Origin of the sequence: Pseudonocardia sp., assembly GCF_050246655.1 — a bacterium.
Taxonomy (GTDB): Bacteria; Actinomycetota; Actinomycetes; order Mycobacteriales; family Pseudonocardiaceae; genus Pseudonocardia.
Window position 1 is genome coordinate 1 of sequence record NZ_JBFWVQ010000069.1, and the last position, 18,483, is coordinate 18,483.

At 72.9% G+C, this 18,483-nt stretch carries 18 protein-coding genes; 10 read left to right on the top strand and 8 right to left on the bottom strand.

The window, feature by feature from the left end:
• Positions 1-396, top strand: a 396-nt coding sequence (locus AB7J25_RS20210; RefSeq protein WP_428511145.1) for a molybdopterin cofactor-binding domain-containing protein, incomplete at its 5' end; no start/stop codon positions are given.
• Positions 397-405: 9 nt separating this feature from the next.
• On the opposite strand, the gene msrA is transcribed toward AB7J25_RS20210, so the two are convergent.
• Positions 406-921, bottom strand: coding sequence for a peptide-methionine (S)-S-oxide reductase MsrA (gene msrA / locus AB7J25_RS20215; RefSeq protein WP_428511146.1), 516 nt, complete (start codon positions 919-921; stop codon positions 406-408).
• A gap of 210 nt (positions 922-1,131) precedes the next feature.
• Between msrA and AB7J25_RS20220 the strand changes: the two genes are divergently transcribed.
• The 3 genes from AB7J25_RS20220 (at position 1,132) to AB7J25_RS20230 (ending at position 3,315) form a co-directional block, all read left to right on the top strand.
• The gene (locus AB7J25_RS20220) at positions 1,132-1,779 is read left to right on the top strand and encodes a YoaK family protein (protein WP_428511147.1); all 648 of its coding nucleotides are present in this window, start codon (positions 1,132-1,134) and stop codon (positions 1,777-1,779) included.
• Between the two features lie 85 nt (positions 1,780-1,864).
• Complete coding sequence (locus tag AB7J25_RS20225; RefSeq protein ID WP_428511148.1) at positions 1,865-2,449, top strand: carboxymuconolactone decarboxylase family protein; 585 nt, start codon at positions 1,865-1,867, stop codon at positions 2,447-2,449.
• The gene (locus AB7J25_RS20230; RefSeq protein ID WP_428511149.1) at positions 2,446-3,315 is read left to right on the top strand and encodes an RNA polymerase sigma-70 factor; all 870 of its coding nucleotides are present in this window, start codon (positions 2,446-2,448) and stop codon (positions 3,313-3,315) included. Before AB7J25_RS20225 ends, AB7J25_RS20230 begins: the two co-directional genes overlap by 4 nt.
• Here the strand turns inward: AB7J25_RS20230 and AB7J25_RS20235 are convergent.
• Positions 3,305-3,709 carry a DUF5313 family protein gene (locus tag AB7J25_RS20235; RefSeq protein WP_428511150.1) on the bottom strand — a complete coding sequence of 135 codons (405 nt, stop codon included), beginning with the start codon at positions 3,707-3,709 and terminating at the stop codon, positions 3,305-3,307. The genes AB7J25_RS20230 and AB7J25_RS20235 overlap by 11 nt on opposite strands.
• A gap of 93 nt (positions 3,710-3,802) precedes the next feature.
• Between AB7J25_RS20235 and AB7J25_RS20240 the strand changes: the two genes are divergently transcribed.
• On the top strand, positions 3,803-4,243 hold the full coding sequence (locus AB7J25_RS20240; RefSeq protein WP_428511151.1) for a nuclear transport factor 2 family protein: 441 nt from the start codon (positions 3,803-3,805) through the stop codon (positions 4,241-4,243).
• A 17-nt stretch (positions 4,244-4,260) separates the two neighbouring features.
• Here AB7J25_RS20240 and AB7J25_RS20245 read toward each other — a convergent pair whose 3' ends face one another.
• Positions 4,261-5,388 carry a serine hydrolase domain-containing protein gene (locus tag AB7J25_RS20245; protein WP_428511152.1) on the bottom strand — a complete coding sequence of 376 codons (1,128 nt, stop codon included), beginning with the start codon at positions 5,386-5,388 and terminating at the stop codon, positions 4,261-4,263.
• Between the two features lie 347 nt (positions 5,389-5,735).
• On the opposite strand from AB7J25_RS20245, the gene AB7J25_RS20250 reads away from it, so the two are divergent.
• Positions 5,736-7,022: a M20 family metallo-hydrolase gene (locus AB7J25_RS20250; RefSeq protein WP_428511153.1), complete on the top strand. Its 1,287-nt coding sequence runs from the start codon at positions 5,736-5,738 to the stop codon at positions 7,020-7,022.
• A 10-nt stretch (positions 7,023-7,032) separates the two neighbouring features.
• On the opposite strand, the gene AB7J25_RS20255 is transcribed toward AB7J25_RS20250, so the two are convergent.
• Positions 7,033-8,043 carry a 1-aminocyclopropane-1-carboxylate deaminase gene (locus AB7J25_RS20255; RefSeq protein ID WP_428511154.1) on the bottom strand — a complete coding sequence of 337 codons (1,011 nt, stop codon included), beginning with the start codon at positions 8,041-8,043 and terminating at the stop codon, positions 7,033-7,035.
• 80 nt (positions 8,044-8,123) lie between these two features.
• Between AB7J25_RS20255 and AB7J25_RS20260 the strand changes: the two genes are divergently transcribed.
• Complete coding sequence (locus AB7J25_RS20260; RefSeq protein WP_428511155.1) at positions 8,124-8,777, top strand: GntR family transcriptional regulator; 654 nt, start codon at positions 8,124-8,126, stop codon at positions 8,775-8,777.
• Between the two features lie 566 nt (positions 8,778-9,343).
• A complete protein-coding gene (locus tag AB7J25_RS20265) occupies positions 9,344-11,242 on the top strand; it encodes a hypothetical protein (RefSeq protein WP_428511156.1) in 1,899 nt (632 codons plus the stop codon).
• A gap of 33 nt (positions 11,243-11,275) precedes the next feature.
• Here AB7J25_RS20265 and AB7J25_RS20270 read toward each other — a convergent pair whose 3' ends face one another.
• The gene (locus AB7J25_RS20270; RefSeq protein WP_428511157.1) at positions 11,276-12,322 is read right to left on the bottom strand and encodes a YhjD/YihY/BrkB family envelope integrity protein; all 1,047 of its coding nucleotides are present in this window, start codon (positions 12,320-12,322) and stop codon (positions 11,276-11,278) included.
• Between the two features lie 99 nt (positions 12,323-12,421).
• On the opposite strand from AB7J25_RS20270, the gene AB7J25_RS20275 reads away from it, so the two are divergent.
• Both AB7J25_RS20275 and AB7J25_RS20280 read left to right on the top strand, forming a co-directional pair.
• Positions 12,422-12,907, top strand: coding sequence for a hypothetical protein (locus AB7J25_RS20275; RefSeq protein ID WP_428511158.1), 486 nt, complete (start codon positions 12,422-12,424; stop codon positions 12,905-12,907).
• A gap of 200 nt (positions 12,908-13,107) precedes the next feature.
• Complete coding sequence (locus AB7J25_RS20280; RefSeq protein WP_428511159.1) at positions 13,108-14,058, top strand: DUF389 domain-containing protein; 951 nt, start codon at positions 13,108-13,110, stop codon at positions 14,056-14,058.
• 66 nt (positions 14,059-14,124) lie between these two features.
• Here the strand turns inward: AB7J25_RS20280 and AB7J25_RS20285 are convergent, their stop codons facing one another.
• From AB7J25_RS20285 to AB7J25_RS20295, 3 genes are all read right to left on the bottom strand, one after another.
• Positions 14,125-15,048: an alpha/beta hydrolase gene (locus tag AB7J25_RS20285; RefSeq protein WP_428511160.1), complete on the bottom strand. Its 924-nt coding sequence runs from the start codon at positions 15,046-15,048 to the stop codon at positions 14,125-14,127.
• Between the two features lie 62 nt (positions 15,049-15,110).
• Positions 15,111-17,462, bottom strand: a complete 2,352-nt coding sequence (locus AB7J25_RS20290; protein ID WP_428511161.1) for a glycoside hydrolase family 65 protein — start codon at positions 17,460-17,462, stop codon at positions 15,111-15,113.
• Positions 17,459-18,481, bottom strand: a complete 1,023-nt coding sequence (locus AB7J25_RS20295; RefSeq protein ID WP_428511162.1) for a carbohydrate kinase family protein — start codon at positions 18,479-18,481, stop codon at positions 17,459-17,461. The genes AB7J25_RS20290 and AB7J25_RS20295 overlap by 4 nt, the downstream gene beginning before the upstream one ends.
• Positions 18,482-18,483: the final 2 nt, after the last annotated feature.

Genomic DNA, 18,483 nt, shown 5'->3' on the forward strand with positions numbered 1-18,483 from the left:
GTCACCCGCTACTGCGTCGTCAACGACGCCGGGGTGATCATCAACCCGCTCGCCGCCGAGGGCCAGATCGCCGGTGGCGTCGCGCAGGGCCTCGGCGGGGCGCTCATGGAGGAGCTCGTCTACGACGCCCACGGTCAGCCGCAGTCGACCACGTTCATGGACTACATCGTCCCGGGCAGCCTGGACGTCCCCGCGCTGGAGATCGCCCACATGACCAGCCCCTCGCCGCTCAACCCGCTGGGTGTCAAGGGCATGGGCGAGGGCGGGGCGATCGGCGGTCACGCCGCCGTGGCGAACGCCGTGGCCGACGCGATCGAGCACCTCGGGTGCCGCGTCACCCGGACCCCGCTCAAGCCGTCGACGGTGTGGGAGCTGATCCACCCGGCGACGGCCTGAGCCGGCCGGTCAGGCCGTGGCGGCGTCCCGCTTCGGCAGCACCCAGCCGGGCCGCGGGAAGTGGCAGGTGTAGCCCCACGGCAGGCGCTCGAGGTAGTCCTGGTGCTCCGGCTCGGCCTCCCAGAAGGGCCCGGCCGGGGCCACCTCGGTGACGACCTTGCCCGGCCACAGCCCGGACGCGTCCACGTCGGCGATGGTGTCCTCGGCGACCCGGCGCTGCTCGTCGTCGAGGTAGAAGATCGCCGACCGGTACGACATGCCGACGTCGTTGCCCTGCCGGTTACGGGTGGTCGGGTCGTGGATCTGGAAGAAGAACTCCAGCAGCTCCCGGTAGCTCGCCACGGCCGGGTCGAAGACGATCTCGATCGCCTCGGCGTGCGTGCCGTGGTTGCGGTAGGTGGCGTTCGGGACGTCCCCGCCGCTGTAGCCGACGCGGGTGGACACGACGCCCGGCCGCTTCCGGATGAGGTCCTGCATCCCCCAGAAGCACCCGCCCGCGAGGATCGCGGTCTGGTTCGCGCTCATCTGCCTGCTCCTCTCGACAAAGTCCCGCCGTACCCAACCGGCCGCGGGGCCCGGGTAGTCCCATCCACCTCGCCACGTCATGGTTCCGCAAGATCTCGCCCCCGACCTCGCAACCACGAGTTGCACGTCGCAGCCGTCCCGACGGCTGCTAGGAGACACGCCAGGCTGCGGGGTCGGGCTCCGGGCAGCGGGCGCGGGAGAATGGCCGCCGTGACGCCGGTTCCGCGCTCGCCCCGGGTACCGGACGTGCTGCTGGCCGGCGCGGCGGGCGCCGTCGACCTCGTGGCGCTCCTGCACGTCGGCGGCTCCTTCGCGAGCGTCGTCACCGGCAACCTCGTCCTCGTCGGTGCCGGGATCGCCCTGCTCGACCTGCACCGGCTCCTGGCCCCCGCGGTCGCGGTCGTGGGGTTCGCCGCGGGCGTGGCGGCCTGTGCCCTGGTCTGGCGCCGCGCGGCGGACGCGGTCACAGGACCGCTCGCCGTGGAGCTCGTGCTGCTGTGCTCGGCCTTCGGCGTCGAGGCGCTCGTGACCGGCCGGCCGGCGCTGCTGACGCTCGTGCTGCTGTCGACGGCGATGGGCGCGCAGAGCGTTGCGGGCCTCGGCCTGCGCGCCGCCACGACCTACATGACGGGTGCCCTCACGACCGCGCTGCACGGGCTGCTCACCGGCACGGGCGACCCCGTCCGTCGCCGGGCCTGGACCGCGGCGTGGCAGCTCGCGGCCCTCGTGACCGGGGCCGTGACGGCCGCCGTGCTGTCGGCAGCCGTGCGGTGGCTGCCGTTGGTGCTGCCCGTCGTCCTCGTCGGGGTGGCGATCACGGTCGCCGCGCGCCGCACGGCGCCACGCCCACGTTCCTGACGCCCGTTCCGTGTCACATCCGCTGTCACATCTACCGCCCCGGCGGTGTCCTCATGCCGAACACGCACCCACGAGGGAGGACACCATGGCACCGCGCATCCCGAAGGCGGAACTCTCCGGGCTCACCGGCAGCATGATCAAGCGCGTCGCCCGGCGGATGTTCGGCGACGTTCCGGAGCCGGTCGAGGTGATGTGGCACAACCCGAAGGTCGTCAAGGCGATGATGGCGTTCGGGGGCCGGGCGAGCAGGTGGGACGCCGCCGACAAGAGCCTCAAGTCGTTCGCGCACATGGCCGTGGCGGCCCGGGTCGGCTGCACCTGGTGCCTCGATCTCGGCTACTTCCAGGCGCGGAACGAGCAGCTGGACCTCGGCAAGGCAAGCCAGGTCCCGCGCTGGCGGGAGTCGGACGTCTTCACACCGCTCGAGCGCGACGTCCTGGAGTACGCCGAGGCCGTGACGAGCACGCCGCCGACCGTCACCGACGAGCTGTCCGCGCGCCTGCTCGACCGGCTCGGCCCGGCGGCGCTCGTCGAGCTCACCGCGTTCATCGGCTTCGCGAACCTCGCGACGCGGACGAACGCCGTGCTCGGGATCGAGTCGCAGGGATTCTCCGACTCCTGCGAGATCCCGCTCGCGCCGATCCCGTCCGGCGTAGCGTCGGGCTCGTGACCGACGACCCGTTCGTCAGCCACCGCCGGCTGTTGTTCACCGTCGCCTACGAGATGCTCGGGGTCGCGGCCGATGCGGAGGACGCCCTGCAGGAGACGTGGTTGCGCTGGGCGGGCGTGGACCAGGCGCAGGTGCGCGACCCGCGGGCCTACCTCGTGCGCATCGTCACGCGCCAGGCGCTCAACCGCCTGCGCACGCAGGCGCGCCGCCGCGAGCAGTACGTCGGCGAATGGCTGCCCGAGCCCCTGCTGACGGCCCCGGACGTGGCCGAGGACGTCGAGCTGGCCGAGAGCGTCTCCATCGCGATGCTGACCGTGCTGGAGACGCTCGGCCCCACGGAGCGGGCCGTGTTCGTGCTCCGCGAGGTCTTCGACCTGCCCTACGGGGAGATCGCCGAGGCCGTCGGGAAACCCGCGGCCACGGTGCGGCAGATCGCGCGCCGCTCCCGCGAGCACGTGGCCGCCCGGCGGCCGCGGATGCAGGTGAGCCGCGCGGAGCAGCAGGCCGTCGTGGAGCGGTTCCGGGTGGCGCTGCGCACCGGGCGGGTCCAGGAGCTGATGGACGTCCTGGCTCCCGACGTCGTCCTCATCGCCGACGGCGGCGGTATCGCGGCCGCGGCGAGGGTGCCGATCCACGGCGCGGACCTCGTGGCGAAGCTCCTGAGCGGCCTGAGCAGGTACCCGGCCGAGATGGGGACGGCGCCCGTGGTCCTCAACGGCGCACCGGCGCTGCGGATCGAGGCGGACGGCGAGCTCGTCGCCGCGGTGAGCCTCGTCGTCGAGGACGGCCGGATCACCCGGATCTACGCCATGCGCAACCCGCACAAGCTGGAGCGGCTGGACGAACCGGCCGAGCTCAGCCGGTAGGCGGCCCGGGCCGGTAGCGCGCGGCGTACCGCTCGGCGGCCGCCGCGCGCTCGTCGGCCTGGAGCTCGTTGCGCACGGCCAGCGCCGTGCCGGGCGGGTAGCCGGCCTTGCGGACCCGGTGCTCGACGGACTCCTGCATGTTGTAGAGCGCGTACTGGAACGCGACTCCCCACCCGAGCAGGAGCGACACCAGCCGCAGCCACAGCGGGCCCGGGACGAGCAGCAGGATCGGCAACGCCACCACGCTCATCTGCACGAAGGCCCGGGCGAAGTGCCGCCACGGCCACGTCCGGCAGGTGGCGTCGTGGAGCACCCAGGCGCGGTAGCGGACCGGGAGGGCGCCGCCGAAGGCGTACCAGAGCCAGCGCAGCACCCCCGGCCGGTCCGTCCTCACGTCCACACCGTACGCCGGCCCGGCGGCCCGGCCCCTGGTCGGCCACCCGTGCGCGGTGCGACGCTGGGCGTCCAACGATGATCGGACGATCCCATGAGCGAGCTCCGCAGCGACATTCGCAGTGACATCCGTGCCGACCGCATCGCCCTGTTCGGCAACCTGCAGAGTGCCGACACCCAACCGCGGTTCTGGGACCGCGTGGCCGACGACGTCGACTGGACAGTCGAGGGCACCCACCCGCTCGCGGGCCGCTACCGCAGCAAGAAGGAGTTCCTCGGCTCGACGTTCACCCGCCTCGCCGGCGTGCTCCCGGGCGGGGCGATGCTCGAGGTGGAGAACGTGTTCGTCGACGGCGACACCACGGTCGTCGAGCTGCTGTCGACCTCCCGGACGAACGAGGGCGCGGCCTTCGCGAACCGGTACTGCTGGGTCTGCCGGTTCGAGGGCGACCTCGTCGTCGAGGTCCGCGCCTACCTCGACTCGATGATGGTCGCCTACACCATCCTGCGGAACGAGCTCGAGGCGCAGGGCTGATCCCGCCCGTCGCCGGATCAGGAGCGGTCGAGCGCCGTGGCCGCCGCGCAGATCCGGTCGAGGTCGGGTGCGTTCGTCGCGTTCGTCATGATCACGACGCCGAGGTCGAGACCGGGGTAGATGCGCATGAGGTTGTGGAACCCGGCGCCGGAGCCGAGGTGCTCGACGTGTGCGGGACCGGTGCCGCGCGCACCGGCGGACCGAAACCAGCCCTGGCCGAAGTCGCGCCGCCGCCCGCGGGCGGTGGCGGTGCGCATCCGGCGCGCCGCGCCGGGCGAGAGGATCCGGTGCTCGCCGGAGCGCCCGTCCGCGAGGTGGAGGGCGGCGAGCCGCGCGGCGTCGGTGGCGGGTCCGATCAGACCGCCGTAGGCGGGCCCGTCGACGACGAAGGGGTGGAGGGCCTGGTGGCGGCCGTGGCGGGGGCCGAGGATCCCGTCGGGCAGGAGCAGGCGCAGCGCGGCCGTGGCGGGACGCGGCAGCCGCACGTACCCCGTCGCCGCGGACCCGTCGCCGGGGTGCACGTACCCGGTGCGGCGCATCCCCGCGGGGTGCAGCACGGTGCGGGTGACGAGATCGGTCACCGGCTCGCCCGCGGCGCGGCGGAGGACCTCGCCGAGGACCAGGTAGCCGACGTTCGAGTAGTGGGCCGGGCCGCCGACGCGGTGGCGGGTGGGCGTCCGCCCGCGCAGGCGCCGCCACAGGAACGCCCGCGGGTCGGGGCCCGGTCCGTCCGCGGGATGCACCCACCCGATGGGCAGCGGGTTGCCCAGGCCCGCGGTGTGATCGAGGAGCTGACGCACGACCGGCCGTCCGGAGGGGTAGCCGGGCAGGTAGGTCGTGATGGGGGCATCGAGGTCGAGGCCGCCGGCCTCCGCGAGGGCGACGGCCGCCGTCGCCGTCGCGATCTTGCTCATCGAGAACCAGAGGTAGGAGGTGTGCGGGGTGGCCGGCGTGCGGGAGCCGAGATCGGCCAGGCCGACCGTGGCGGAGTGCAGCAACCGGTCGTGGCGGACGATCGCCACGCTCAGGCTCGGCACCTCGTGGCGGCGCGCCTCCTCACGCAGCACCGCAACCAGCAGCGCCGCGCGGTCCGGATCGGCGCCGGGCTCGGCGAACGCATCGCGGGCCGCCGCAGGCCCCGTCATGCCGGGCCCCGGGCGACGGTCCGCCGGTGTGCGGCGCGAACACCCGGCCCGGTGCTCGTGTGACGTCGGCCCGCCATGGCGGCTCCCTTCCCCGCCCGGACACTGCCCGATGGCGGCGCCGGGCACCAGAGCCGCACGGACCAGCCGACCCCACCCCCGGGGTGCGCCCCACCCCCACCCCCACGCCCACCCCGCGCGAACGGCACGTACGGGAAATAGGTCTTCCCGTACGTGCCGTTCGCGCGGCGGGGCGAGCGGGCGGCGGTGGCCAGGGCGCGAGCGGGCCGGGCGAGCGGGCGGCAGGATGGGACGCCCGATCCGAAGGACCTGCGGCACCAGGAGATCCGATGCCCGTTCACCCCCTCCCCGCCCGCGACGCCGCGGCCGACGACCGCCTGCTCGCCGACTTCGCCGAGCTGTCCGCGATCGGCGCGACCCCCGCGGGCGGCGTCGAGCGCCAGGCCGCCACCCCCGAGGACGGCGCGACGCGCTCCTGGCTCGCCCGCTGGCTGGCCGACCGCGGGTTCACCGTGGTCGCGGACCGGGTGGGCAACCAGTTCGGGTTGCTGGAGCTCGTCCCCGACGCGCCGTACGTGCTCGCCGGGTCGCACCTGGACAGCCAGCCGCGCGGCGGGCGCTTCGACGGCGCGTACGGCGTCCTCGCCGCCGCCCACGCCGCGGACCGGCTGCGCGCCGGCCTCGCGGCGGCGGGACGGACACCGCGCTACAACGTCGCCGTCGTCAACTGGTTCAACGAGGAGGGGTCCCGGTTCGAGCCCTCCATGATGGGCAGCGCCGTGTTCACCGGACTGATGCCGCCGGAGACGGCGCTGGGCACCACGGACGTCGCGGGCACCACCGTCGCGGACGCGCTCACCGCGATCGGCGCCCTCGGCGAGCGGGACGTGTTCGGCGCGGGCGCCCCGCACACCGTCGCCGGCTACGTCGAGATCCACATCGAGCAGGGCCGCGAGCTGGACAAGTCCGGGACGACGCTCGGCCTCGTGCACCGGACGTGGGCAGCGAACAAGTACCAGATCTCCGTCCTCGGCGAGCAGGCCCACACCGGGGCCACCGCAATCGCGGACCGGCGCGACGCCCTGTACGGCGCGGCGCTGGCGGTCGTCGCGCTGCGCGACCTGGCCGACCGCTACGGCGAGGAGCTCCACACCTCCTGCGGGCGGCTCACCGTGCTGCCGAACAGCCCCGTCGTGGTGCCGAGGGAGGTCCGGATGCACCTGGACCTGCGCTCGCCCTCCGACGCGCTGCTCGCGGAGGCCGACGCCGCGCTGCGCGCGACGTTCGCGGAGATCGAGGTCAAGGCGGATGTGCGGATCGAACGCCACGTCGCCCACACCTGGACCGGCCAGGACTACCCGCCCGCGGGCGTCGCGCTGGCCCGGGAGGTGGCCCGCGACCTCGGCGTCTCCTTCATGCCGGTGCAGACGCGGGCGGGCCACGACTCCACCAACCTCAAGAACGCCGTCCCCACGGTGATGCTGTTCATCCCCAGCGTCGAGGGCATCTCGCACGCCGAGGCGGAGTTCACCGCGGACGCCGATCTCTGCCGGGGCCTGGACGTCCTCACCGAGACGCTGGCCCGGATGGTCGAGGGCGCTCTCGATCGGGCGTGACCACGGCTGGTCAGCCGAACGCCCCGGCGTACGCGTTGAGGGCGGGCTGCCCGCCCAGGTGCGCGTACAGGACGGTCGAGTCCGGCCCGACCTCCCCCGCCCGGACCAGCCCGACGAGCCCGGCCATCGACTTGCCCTCGTAGACCGGGTCGATGATCATCCCTTCGAGCCCGGCCGTGAGGCGGATCGCGTCGATCGTCGAGTCGACCGGGATCCCGTAGCGCTCGCCCGCCCAGCCCTCCAGCACGGTGATCTCGTCGGCGCGCAGCGGTCGGCCCAGCCCGATGAGGTCCGCGGTGTGCTGCGCGATGCGCGCGACCTGCTCGCGGGTCTTCTCGATCGTCGCGGAGGCGTCGATGCCGAGCACGCGGCGCGGGCGGTCCTGGCCCGCGAACCCGGCGATCATGCCGGCGTGCGTCGATCCGGTGACGGTGCAGACGACGACCGTATCGAAGAAGATCCCCAGCTCGCGCTCCTGCTGCGCCACCTCGTCGGCCCAGTTCGCGAAGCCCAGCCCGCCGAGCGGGTGCTCCGAGGCACCGGCCGGGATGCCATACGGGACGCCGCCCGCGGCCCGGACCTCCTCCAGAGCGGCCTCCCAGGAGTCCTTGATCCCGATGCCGAACCCGGACGGGTCGAGACGCACGTCCGCACCCATGATCCGGGAGAGCAGGATGTTGCCGACCTTGTCGTTGACGACGTCGGGCCAGTCGACCCAACGTTCCTGCACGAGCCGGGCCTTCATGCCGAGCCGGGCGGCGACGGCGGCCACCTGGCGCGTGTGGTTGGACTGGTAGCCACCGATGGACACGAGGGTGTCGGCGCCCTTCGCGAGGGCGTCCGGGACGGTGTACTCCAGCTTCCGGATCTTGTTGCCCCCGTAGGCCAGCCCGGAGTTGCAGTCCTCGCGCTTGGCCCAGATCTGCGGACCCCCGAGGTGGCGGGTGAGCCGCTCGAGGCGGTGGACGGGGCTCGGGCCGAACATCAGGGGGTAGCGCTCGAAGTCGTGAAGCGACGACATGACCTTCCTCGATTCCGTCGGGACGTGGGTCGCATCCGGGCGGCGGGTTCCGGTGCCGACCGCGCGTGCATGATGTGGACATGCCGGTTCCCGCCGCGGGCGCGTCCGCGCAGCGCCAGCTGCTGCGGGACAGCGTGTTCGTACGGATCCGCGACGCGATCATCGACGGCACGCTCGAGCCCGGCGAGCGTCTGCTGGACGGGGATCTGAGCGGCTGGCTCGGGGTCAGCCGGACGCCGATCCGGGAGGCGCTGGCCCGCCTCGAAGCGGCCGGCCTGGTCGAGACGAAGCCCGGCCGCTACACGATCGTCAGCCCGATCGACCCGCGCTCGGTGGCCGACGCGCAGGAGGTGACGGCCGCCATGCACGAGCTGGCGGTGCGGACGGCGGTTCCGCTCCTCACCGGCGCGGACCTGGCCGCCATGCGATCGGCGAACGAGGCCTTCGCGGCGGCGCTGACCGTGGGCGACGTCGTCGCCGCCATCGCTGCCGACGACGCCTTCCACGGTGTCGCGGTGGACCGCGCGGGGAACGGGGCGATCCGGGCCGTGCTCGACCAGTACACGCCGGTGCTGCGGCGGGTCGAGCGCATCCGGTTCGCCTCGCTCGCCGGCCGCGACTCCGTCGCGCAGCACGCCCGGATCGTCGATCTCGCCGGGGCCGGAGATGCCGAGGGGGCCGCGCGCGCGACCCGCCGCAACTGGCTGACGCTCGGCCTGCACACCGACGCCTGATCCGGGTTCGCCGTGGGAGCCCATGCCGCCCTCTCCTGACCGGTGACCGTTCGCTAGCGATATGCAAAATATTGCACTCTGCGATTGCCTGCAGTCAACGGCCGAACCGGGACCGGGATGCGACCACGCCCCGACGGCGCGAGCGGGCAGCAAGGAACAGCAGGCCCCGCGGTCGCTTGTCGATGATCTCCGCCGAGGCGGGGACGGGCGGCCGTCGCGACGGTCGCGCCGGGCGGTGCCACCCGCTGGACCTTCCGAGCCCGCCCGCCGGTCGGCTCTCGGGCAGCCGGCGGTGTCGACAGGCGGTGTGCCGCGATGCACAGGGCTCACTACCGTGCTGTGAAGGTCACCCACACACGACTGGTTCACCGCCGACGGGGGCGTTCGATGCTCTGCTGTGCCGCTCTGATCCTGGTGCTCGGGCTGTGCCGGGCCGCCTGGGTCTTCCTGCGAGGGTCCGGGCACGGGTCGGAGCCCGGGTTCGCGCCACCCGCACGCCGACCTGCGCCCGGCCGGTGACCGCTGATCGGATCGGACCGGACGTGGCGGCAGGCCCGAGCGGGCGTGTGCCGATACCGCCGATCCCCGAGTTCCGTCGGGTGCACGGCCCGGTCACCCGATTCCTGCTGCGTCGCAGCCTCCTGGTGCTCACCCTGTGCTGGATCGTCGGGTCAGCACTCGGCACGTTCGGTTCATCGGTCGGAGTGCGGGCGTTCGGCTTCGGGCTGATGCTTCCCGGTGGGGGTCTGCTCTACACCGGCCACCCCGTGCTGGCGGTGGTGGCGTTGCTGACCTTCACGATGTCGTTGGGCCTGTGGTGGTTGTGCGGTATCGCGGTCCTCCCGCCCGCGGTCTGGCTGGCCGCGGCCGCGCTGGCTGCAGCCACCGCGGGAGACACCCCGGCGATCTGGAGCATCTGGGCGGTGCCGTGCCTGCTGGTCGCCGCCGTCGCCGGATCCCTGCTCCACCAGCAGGTCCGCTTTCGGGTCCACCGCCGACGCGGGCGCGCCTACAACCGCCGTCTCGCGCTGGAACAGCCACTACGCCCCGTCTCGGCCGGCCCACCCGCGCCGCGAGAGGCGAGCGCCGAGGACCTGAAGACCCTGCGTTACGTGCTGGACCTGGCGCTCCAGCCGCACGAGAGTTGGCACGGCTTCTTCTTCGTCCGGCCCGAGCAGTTCCGCGAGGGCGCGGTCCGCTACCAGCTCAACTTCATCTCCTACACCGCCGCGATGTTCCAGTACTCGTGCGCCCCGGCATTCACCGGCTACGTCGCCGAGGCCCAACGCAACGCCATCGCGAAAATGCTGTGTCGACCGGTGTGGAGCTACTGGGCGCTGGAGAACGCCTGGGGGAACCTGCGCAGGAATCCCGATCCGATCATCAACGACAACGTCATGTACTCCGGCTATCTCGGGCTGATGCTGGGGCTCTACGAAACCGTGACCGGCGACCGCCGCTACCACGAACCCGGCTGCCTGCGGCTGCGCTGGAACACCCACCGCACGTTCGACCACGACTTCGGCACGATCACCGACGCCATGGTCGACAACTTCGGCCGCTCCCGCCTCGGTCAGTACCCGTGCGAGCCGAACTGGATCTACCCGATGTGCAACACCTTCGCCGTCAACACACTGCTGGTCTACGACCGGCTCCAGCACACCGACCACGCCGAACCGGTGCTGCAGGCTGTCCGCCGTGGCTACGACAACGGCGAGTTCTGCGAGCCCGACGGCAGGCTGACCACCGCACGCTCCTCCTATCTCGGAGTCCGCCACCCCATGGTGGGCAACTTGGCAGACGCGATCACCGCGCTGTTCCTCAATCCCGGCCTCCCCGACATCGGGCGACGGACCTGGTGGCTGGTCCACACCTTCCACCTCGGCCCCCGAGGCCACGCCGAAGACGTCCTCCACCGCTCGTGGAACCGGCTCGACCCCGGCAACTACGGAATCAACACCGACGGATTCACCCGCGCCGCGCTCGCGGCGAACGCCCGCGAGTACGGTGACGAGGACAGCGCCCGCGCCCTGGAAGAGTCCCTCGCCGATCGCCTGATCGAGCACCACGGCGCCTGCCGCTACCGGGGCATCTCCGTATGGGGCAACCTGTGGCTGGCGTTCACCCGCTTCGGCGGCGAGGACGCCTTCCGCGGCCTGGTGCGCGACGGCGTCCCCCACGAATGGCGCACCGGTCCGGTCCTCACCGACGCCGCCTACCCCGACGTCATGGTCGCCCGAGCGGTCAGCGACGGCGACGACCTCGCACTCGTCCTGCGCCCGGGCAGCGGCAGCACCCGGACCACGATCGCGATCCAACGTCTCCGACCGCACCGCACCTATCGGGTCCGCGGCGCCCGCGACGCTGTGGTGACCTCCGAGGTGACCGCCGACTCCACCGGGCGCGCACTCGTCGAGTTCGACCTCGACGACCGCCTCGAGCTGCACCTCTACCCGGCGCCATGACCGGCGGTCGAGGATCGCCGTGCGGGGGCGGAGTCATGGGGCGGCGTGGTGGGATCGGTGCCCGAGTATGCGGTATCCGAGCACGCCCGCGATGACCCCGACGCCGAGCAGGCCCGTGACGGCGAACGGTCCGGGACCACTACGCACCGTGACCGCCGGCTGGATCACCGCCGGGGACGGCACCGGCGGCGGTCGCTCGACCTGGTTCTCCCGCGCCGTGGCCGCCCACGCCGTGAGGAACAGCAGGAACTGGGACACGGTGAAGACGAAGACCAGCACGCCGAGGATCGGACCGAACGCCAGGCCTGCGGGCGTCTGCGTCACGGCGGACAGGTAGACGACCATCACCCGCTTGATGATCTCGAGGCCGACCGCGGCGGCGGCAGCAGCCGTGATCGAGCTGCGCCAGGTGACCGGCTCGCGCGGCAGGCGGGCGAACACCCAGAGGAACACCAGGAAGTCGGACAGCAGGGCGATCACCACAGCGAGCAGCGTGAGCAACCATGCCGCCCACCCCGCGTCACCCAGCCCGAGGGCTCCGAGGAGCTGTCCAGCGTACCCCCCGCTGGCGACCACCGTCAGCCCGAGAGAGAGCGCCATGGCCAGGCCGAGCCCGACCAGCGAGGCCAGGTCGCCGCCCAGCCGCCGCAGGTATGAGCCCGGCGGCTGCTGGTCATGACCCCACTGCACGGACAGGGCGTCGCGGAAGTTCGTCATCCACCCCAGCCCGGCGACGAGGGCGAACACCAGTCCGATCACACCCACCGTGGTGGCAGCGGAGATGGCCTGGTCGATCACACCCCGCAGGGGTTCGATCAGGCCCGCGGGCAACGCCGCGCCGATCTGCGCCGTGAGCCGGGCGAGCAGGTCGGGGTTCGACTGCAGCACCAGCGCGAACGATGCGAACGCGATCATCAGCAGCGGGACCAACGCGAGCATGCTGAAGTAGGTGATCGCCGCGGCGTAATGGTTTCCGTTCGTCTCGAGGTACCGCTCGCCTGCGCGAACCAGATGGTCGAGTCCGGCATGACGCGAGCGCACGCGGGTGAGTACGGAAGGACGGTCCGGTTGCTCGTCCACACGGCCTCCACGGTCTTCGGTGCCACGCGGTGGATCGACCCTGGAACCCGCGGCGGCGAAGGGTACACAGTGATCCGGACGCCGTGAAAGGACGTGACCATGGACGACCTCGACGAGCTGTGGCGCGCGCTCGACCACATTGCCACCACCCCGCGACTGCTCGTTGCCTGCGACTTCGACGGGGGCCTGGCGCCCGACCTCGGCGACCCCGACGAGGCGCGCGCCGAACAGCTCTCCTCCGAGGCGCTCAACATCCTGCTGGCCCTGCGCGACACCACCGTGGCGGTCGTGTCGCGCCGCGATCCCGAACAGGTCGCGCAGCTGATGCGGCTCTCCGGCGCCAAGGGCGGGCTTCGCCACGTGGCGCCGGACGACGTGGACCGGCTGCGCGACGAGGTCGACGCCACCGCTGTGTTCAGGGTCGACGCAGGCGACGGGGCGTCCCGGCTCCGGTCGGACGACCTCGGGATCACCGTGCAGAACGAGGGCGAGCCGGCGGACACCGGTTCGGGCTACGTGGTCGGCGACACCGAGGACGTCGCCGAAGTACTCGAGGAGCTCGCCCGCCTGCGCCGCGACACCTGAGCGGACCTCCGTTCGATCGACCCGCCGACGCGCGGCGCCGCCCCTCGCGCCGGCCCCCGCGCATGTCATCCCCGCTGGATGATCCGCGCCGGCGGGACGCAGGTGCAGCATCCCGACATGGGTGTGACCGCAGGCCGTGGCGCCGCATGATGTCGGCCCCGTACCCGATCGGCCCGGTGTCGGGCGCCGACATCGACCGGATGACGGATCGACTCTTCCTCGACACCCGCCGGAAGCTCTCGGCGTTCTGGGTACTGCTCGTGCTGGCGGCGGTCATCGCGGGATCCGGAATTGTCGCCGACTCGACGGCCACGGTGATCGGCGCGATGATCGTCGCTCCGCTGATGACCCCGATCCTGGGCACCGCCCTGGCGGTCGTGCTAGGCGAACCCAGTTGGATCGTGCGTGACACCGCGCTCATCGTCGCCGGCGCGGCCGCCGTGATCGTGATCGCCTACCTGCTCGGCCTAGTCGTGCCCGGCCCCGTCGATGCCCAGAACAACTCGCAGGTCGCCTCGCGGGTCGCCCCGCACCTCATCGATCTCGTCGCCGCGCTCGCAACCGGCCTGGTTGGCGCGTTCGCCCTGGTCCGGTCCGACGTGTCCGACGCGCTCCCGGGGGTGGCGATCGCGATCTCACTCGTGCCGCCCCTTGCCGTCGTCGGGCTGACCCTCGAGGCGGGCAGGCCACGCCAGGCGCTCGGCGCGTTCCTGCTATTCGGCACCAATGTCGCCGCGATCATCGCGACCGGCACGCTGCTGCTGCTCGCCTCGCGCGTCCGCGCCGTCGCAGTGTCGACCGGGCGCTCCGTGGGTCGGGTGGGGCCACGGTCACTGGCGACCGTGATCGGGTTCGTCGTGCTGATGGCGATCCCGCTGGGCATCGGCAGCGCCAGGGCCGTGGCCCACAACGACGCGGTGGCCGGGATCCGGCCCGTCGCCGAGCGCTGGGCAGCGGAGAACTCGTGGCAGATCGTCGGCGTGACGAGCACGGAGGACGGCGTGCTGGTCGCCGCGGTGGGGCCGCCCCCCGTCGTCGACGTCCAGTCCCTGCGGCGGGATCTCGACGCGGCCGGGTTCGCGGACGTGCGCGTTCAGGTGTCGCTCACGGTCGGTGGCGTTCGCGATCTGGGCCCCGGCCAGACCGGATGACGCGGCGGCCTCAGGCGCCGGGTCACCGTGTAGCGGGTCCGGCGGCCGACCGGCACCGGCCACGGCTCACTCCCGCTCCCGGACGACGAGCGTCCCGGTGAAGAACCGCACTGCCTCGCGGACGGCCCGGTCGACGTACTTCGGGACGTCGTAGAAGTCCGTGTGGCCGCCGCCGTCGACGATCACGAGCTTCTTCGGGCCGCGCACCCGGGCGTGCAGCCCGGTGGAGTGCCACAGCGAGCCGGCCTCGCTGCCGGCGACGAGGAGGATCGGCTGGGTCAGCAGATCCTCGACGAGGTGGAACGCGTCGAAGGCGGCGATCCTCGGGGTGCTCCTGGCGGTCAGGTAGCGGTTCTGCGCGTTCGGATGCCCGCCCCGCGCGGTCACCTGGTACTCGTGTGCCTCGACGAGGTCGTGCGGGGTGCGCGCGTCGGGCTCCCTCGGGACGTAGGTGCTCGTCGCGACCTCGGCCCCGCCCGCCTCCGCGGTGCGCTGGCGGGCGACGTCCTCCAGCGCGGGCGCAGCGGCCGCGTCGAGATCGGCGCCGTACCAGCCCCTGCGCCAGGTGGTGCCGATGTCCACGCAGCTGACGGTGGCGACCGCCCTGATGCGATGGTCGGTCATCGTGGCGTGGACGGCGTACCCGCCACCGGCGCAGATGCCGAGCGCGCCGATGCGCTCGGGGTCGACGTAGCGAAGCGTCTGGAGGTAGTCGACCGCGACCCGCACGTCCTCGACCCGGGCCGCCGGATCCTCGACGTGGCGCGGCTCGCCGCCGCTCTCGCCCTGGTGGGAGGCGTCGAAGGCGAGCGCGACGAAACCCTCGTCGGCCAGCCTGGCGGCGTAGAGGCCCGCGGTCTGCTCCTTCACCCCGCCACCGGGGTGGACGGTGACGACCGCGGCGTAGCTGCTCCGCGCGTCGAAGTCGATCGGCAGGTGCAGGTTGCCGGCCATGCGGATCCGGCCGTGGGGGAAGGTGATGGCTTCCACGGTGGCTCCCTGGTTGATGTCGTCGGGACGGGACTCGACCGGATCCGGTGGCTGCCACCACCTCACGCGGGCGGCGCGGTCTTGACGGTGGCGGGGTGGCCGGCGAGCAGCTCCAGCGGCTCGCCCGCCACCACGATCTCCTCGCGGACGCCGTCGGGGGCGCGCAGGATGAACGTCGACTCGGTGTGGCCGAGATCGACCTCCAGCGCGTGACCCCGCCAGCGCACGGTGAACTGCAGGCGCTCCCACCGCTGCGGCAACCGCGGCCCGAAGGTCAGCCGCCCGCCCCGCCTGCGCATGCCCCCGAAGCCGTGCACCGCGACCTGCCACGTCCCGGCGGCGGCGGCGATGTGCATGCCTTCGGCGGTGTTGCCCTGGTTGTCGTCGAGGTCGACGTAGGCCGAGCGCTCGAAGTACTGCACCGCTCGGGTCGCGTCGCCCACCTGCAGGCCGACGATCGCGTGGATCGACGGGCTCAGCGACGACTTGTGCAGCGTGCGCGCCTCGTAGTACTCGAAGTTCGCGAGCTGGGTGGCCGGCGAGTACTCGTCGGGCAGCAGGTACATCAGCATGACGGCGTCGGGCTGCTTGAGCAGCGTCGTGTCCTCCAGGTTGAAGTGGTGGTAGCCCCGCGGGTAGCGCGGCATGTCGTTGTCGTCCCAGCTCTCGATGGGCAGCTCGCGGCGGGTGAAGTAGCCCTCGAACTGCTCGATGACGCCCGCGTCCGGGTCGGCCACCGCACGCACGCGGGCTGCCGCCCGCTCCCAGCCGGCGACCTCCCCGGCCGTCAGCCCGATCGTCGCCGCGATCTCCGCCAGCCGGTCCGGCGCCGTCTCGGCCAGCCGCCGGTGCACGGCGACCGCCTCGGTCAGGTGCCAGCGCACCATCCGGTTGGTGAAGGCGTTCTCCGCGACGTGGCTGTGGAACTCGTCGGGGCCCATCACGTCGCTCAGCCCGAGCGTGCCGTCGTCGCGCTCCTCGAGCCGCGACACCCAGAAGCGGCTGGTCTCGAAGAGGATCTCCGCGCCCGCGTCGAGCAGGAGGCGCTCGTCGCCGGTGACCGCGACGTACTCGGCGATCGCGTAGGCGACGTCGGCCGAGACGTGGATCTCCTCGTCGCGGGTCCAGAAGCGGTCGGTGCCGTCCGGGGTCCACAGCGGGCACTCCTCGCGCCCGGTGTCGGCCGACTCCCAGGCGTAGCGCGCGCCGCGCGTGCCGTGCTCGGCCGACAGCTCCCGCGCACCGGGCAGGGTGTGGTACCGGTAGCCCAGCAGGGCGCGGGCCGTCCGCGGCTGCGTGTAGACGTAGAACGGCAGCAGCAGGATCTCCGAGTCCCAGAACACGTGGCCCCGGTAGCCCTCCCCGGACATCGACTTCGCGCCGATGCTGACCGTGGGATCGTCCGGGTTCGCCGCGATCAGCAGGTGGTAGACGCCGAAGCGCAGGGCGAAGGCGTCCTTGTCGTGCCCGACGATGCGCGGCTCGCTGTCGCGCCAGAGCAGGTCCCAGGCCGCCGCGCTGTCGCGGGCGGCGCCGTCGAACCCGCCCGCCCGGTGCGCCGCCACGGTCGCGGTGGCCCTCCCGAGCGGCTCCCCGGTCGTCCCGGGGTCCCGGGAGGTGGCCACGCCCACCAGTTTGTCGACGACCACCGTCGCCCCGGCCGCGACGGCGAACTCCAGCCGCCGCGCGACCCGTCCGTGCTCGGAGAGCCAGCCGTGCCGGTCCGGCGCGACGACCGGCTGCACGGCGCACGCGTACGCGATCCGGATCCCGCTGTCGATCGTGTCGGCGACGAGGAAGCCGGTCTCCCCGTCGCCGGTGACGCCCCGGGCCGCGGTGGCGAGGTGGGTCGAGCGGGCCCACTTGTCCCAGCGTCGCTCCGGGGGCGGTGCAAGGCCGCTCGGATAGTGCGGCAGCCGGTCCAGGTTGTGACGGCGGCCGTCGATCCCGGTGACGATCACCACCGTGGCCGCGCGGTCGAGCGGGGTGACCGCGACGCGCAGCGCGCACAGGTCCCGGTCGGCCATGCTGGCCAGCCTGGTCGTCGTGAGCCGGGTCCGGCTGCCGTCCGGCCCGGCGAACACCGTGCTCCGGTGCAGCAGGCCGGTCCGCAGGTCCAGCGTCCGCTCGTGGTCCACCACCTCCGCGGAGTCCACGTCGAGCGCCAGCCCGTCGACCTCGACCCGGGTGTCGAGCCAGTCCGGGGCGTTCACCAGGTCGATGACCGGCGCGTCGTGGGCGTCGTAGACCCCGGCCAGGTAGGTACCCGACAGCGCGCCGCGGTGTCCCTCCTCGAGCGAGCCGCGGGTGCCCAGCCGGCCGTTGCCCACGGTGAGGACGGTCTCGTGGTAGCTCGCCCGGTCCCGGTCGAAGCCGCACTCCGTCATCGACCAGGCCGGATCGGGCCTGCTCACGCCGCCCCCACCGTGCCGTAGGCCGCACGGATCTGCGTGGTGGTGCGCGGCAGGTCGCGGTAGACGCTCAGGTCGGAGCCGGAGGCGCGCTGCGCGCCCATCGCGTTGCCGTACTGCGCGGCCGCGACGAAGTCGCCGAACTCCAGGTGGCCGAAGGCCATGCCGGCGGCGAACGAGTCGCCGCACCCCGTGGTGTCGACGACGGTGGGGACGGGGATCCGCGGCACGAGGTGCTCCTGCAGGGCGCCGTCGGGCCCGCTGAAGTAGAGGGCGCAGCCGTCCTCGTCGAGCGTCACGCAGACGGCCTTCACGCCCCGGCGCAGGCAGTGCGCGGCGAACTCGGGCAGTTGCTCGCGGGGCAGCGGCTCGCCGATCCGGGCGGGGTCGCCCCCGGGCGGCGGGAACCAGCTGCAGCCGGCTTCCTCCAGGTTCATCTTGAGGATGTCGACGTCGGGCAGCCAGGCGTCGCGGTCGATCCACAGCCGGCGCGCCCGGATCCCGCCGGGGGTCAGGCTCACCGTCGGTCCGTGCGCGTCGAGCAGGACGGTGCCGGTGCCGTGGGCCTTCAGGTAGGCCAGCGTCGGCGCCGGGACCTCGTAGTCGGTGATCGGCACGCAGACGAAGGCGTCGGCGTCCACGACCGGCTCGACGTCGTCGGGGACGATCGGGTGCATGAAGCCGGACTGCAGTTCGTGGCGGACGTTCTGGTCGACGTAGGTCAGGTCGATCTCGTCGCCCCGGTCGGTGTGCGAGCGGATCATCGACAGATCGACGTTGCGGAGGTGGCCGAGCAGCGCCTTGATCGGCTGCTCGTCGCGTCGCCGCACGTGCACCACCGGGACGACCACGTCCTGCGGCCCGAGCAGCGCGGAGAGCGCTGCCGTGGTGTAGAGCACGCATCCGTACTTGTCGAAGACCTCGCCGCGGTGGGTCGTGACGTGGTCGCGCGGGATCGGGCCGAGGACGGCCACCTTGCGTCCCGGACGGCCGTGCGCGCGGGGAGGAACGGGGATCGGCATCG

What these genes read in the sequence shown, in the direction of transcription:
- msrA (WP_428511146.1), bottom strand. Translation starts at nt 921, where the DNA reads ATGAGCGCGAACCAGACCGCGATCCTCGCGGGCGGGTGCTTCTGGGGG.
- AB7J25_RS20225 (WP_428511148.1), top strand. Translation starts at nt 1,865, where the DNA reads ATGGCACCGCGCATCCCGAAGGCGGAACTCTCCGGGCTCACCGGCAGC.
- AB7J25_RS20295 (WP_428511162.1), bottom strand. Translation starts at nt 18,481, where the DNA reads ATGCCGATCCCCGTTCCTCCCCGCGCGCACGGCCGTCCGGGACGCAAG.
- AB7J25_RS20275 (WP_428511158.1), top strand. Translation starts at nt 12,422, where the DNA reads ATGGACGACCTCGACGAGCTGTGGCGCGCGCTCGACCACATTGCCACC.
- AB7J25_RS20250 (WP_428511153.1), top strand. Translation starts at nt 5,736, where the DNA reads ATGCCCGTTCACCCCCTCCCCGCCCGCGACGCCGCGGCCGACGACCGC.
- AB7J25_RS20280 (WP_428511159.1), top strand. Translation starts at nt 13,108, where the DNA reads ATGACGGATCGACTCTTCCTCGACACCCGCCGGAAGCTCTCGGCGTTC.
- AB7J25_RS20260 (WP_428511155.1), top strand. Translation starts at nt 8,124, where the DNA reads ATGCCGGTTCCCGCCGCGGGCGCGTCCGCGCAGCGCCAGCTGCTGCGG.
- AB7J25_RS20240 (WP_428511151.1), top strand. Translation starts at nt 3,803, where the DNA reads ATGAGCGAGCTCCGCAGCGACATTCGCAGTGACATCCGTGCCGACCGC.
- AB7J25_RS20255 (WP_428511154.1), bottom strand. Translation starts at nt 8,043, where the DNA reads ATGTCGTCGCTTCACGACTTCGAGCGCTACCCCCTGATGTTCGGCCCG.
- AB7J25_RS20245 (WP_428511152.1), bottom strand. Translation starts at nt 5,388, where the DNA reads ATGACGGGGCCTGCGGCGGCCCGCGATGCGTTCGCCGAGCCCGGCGCC.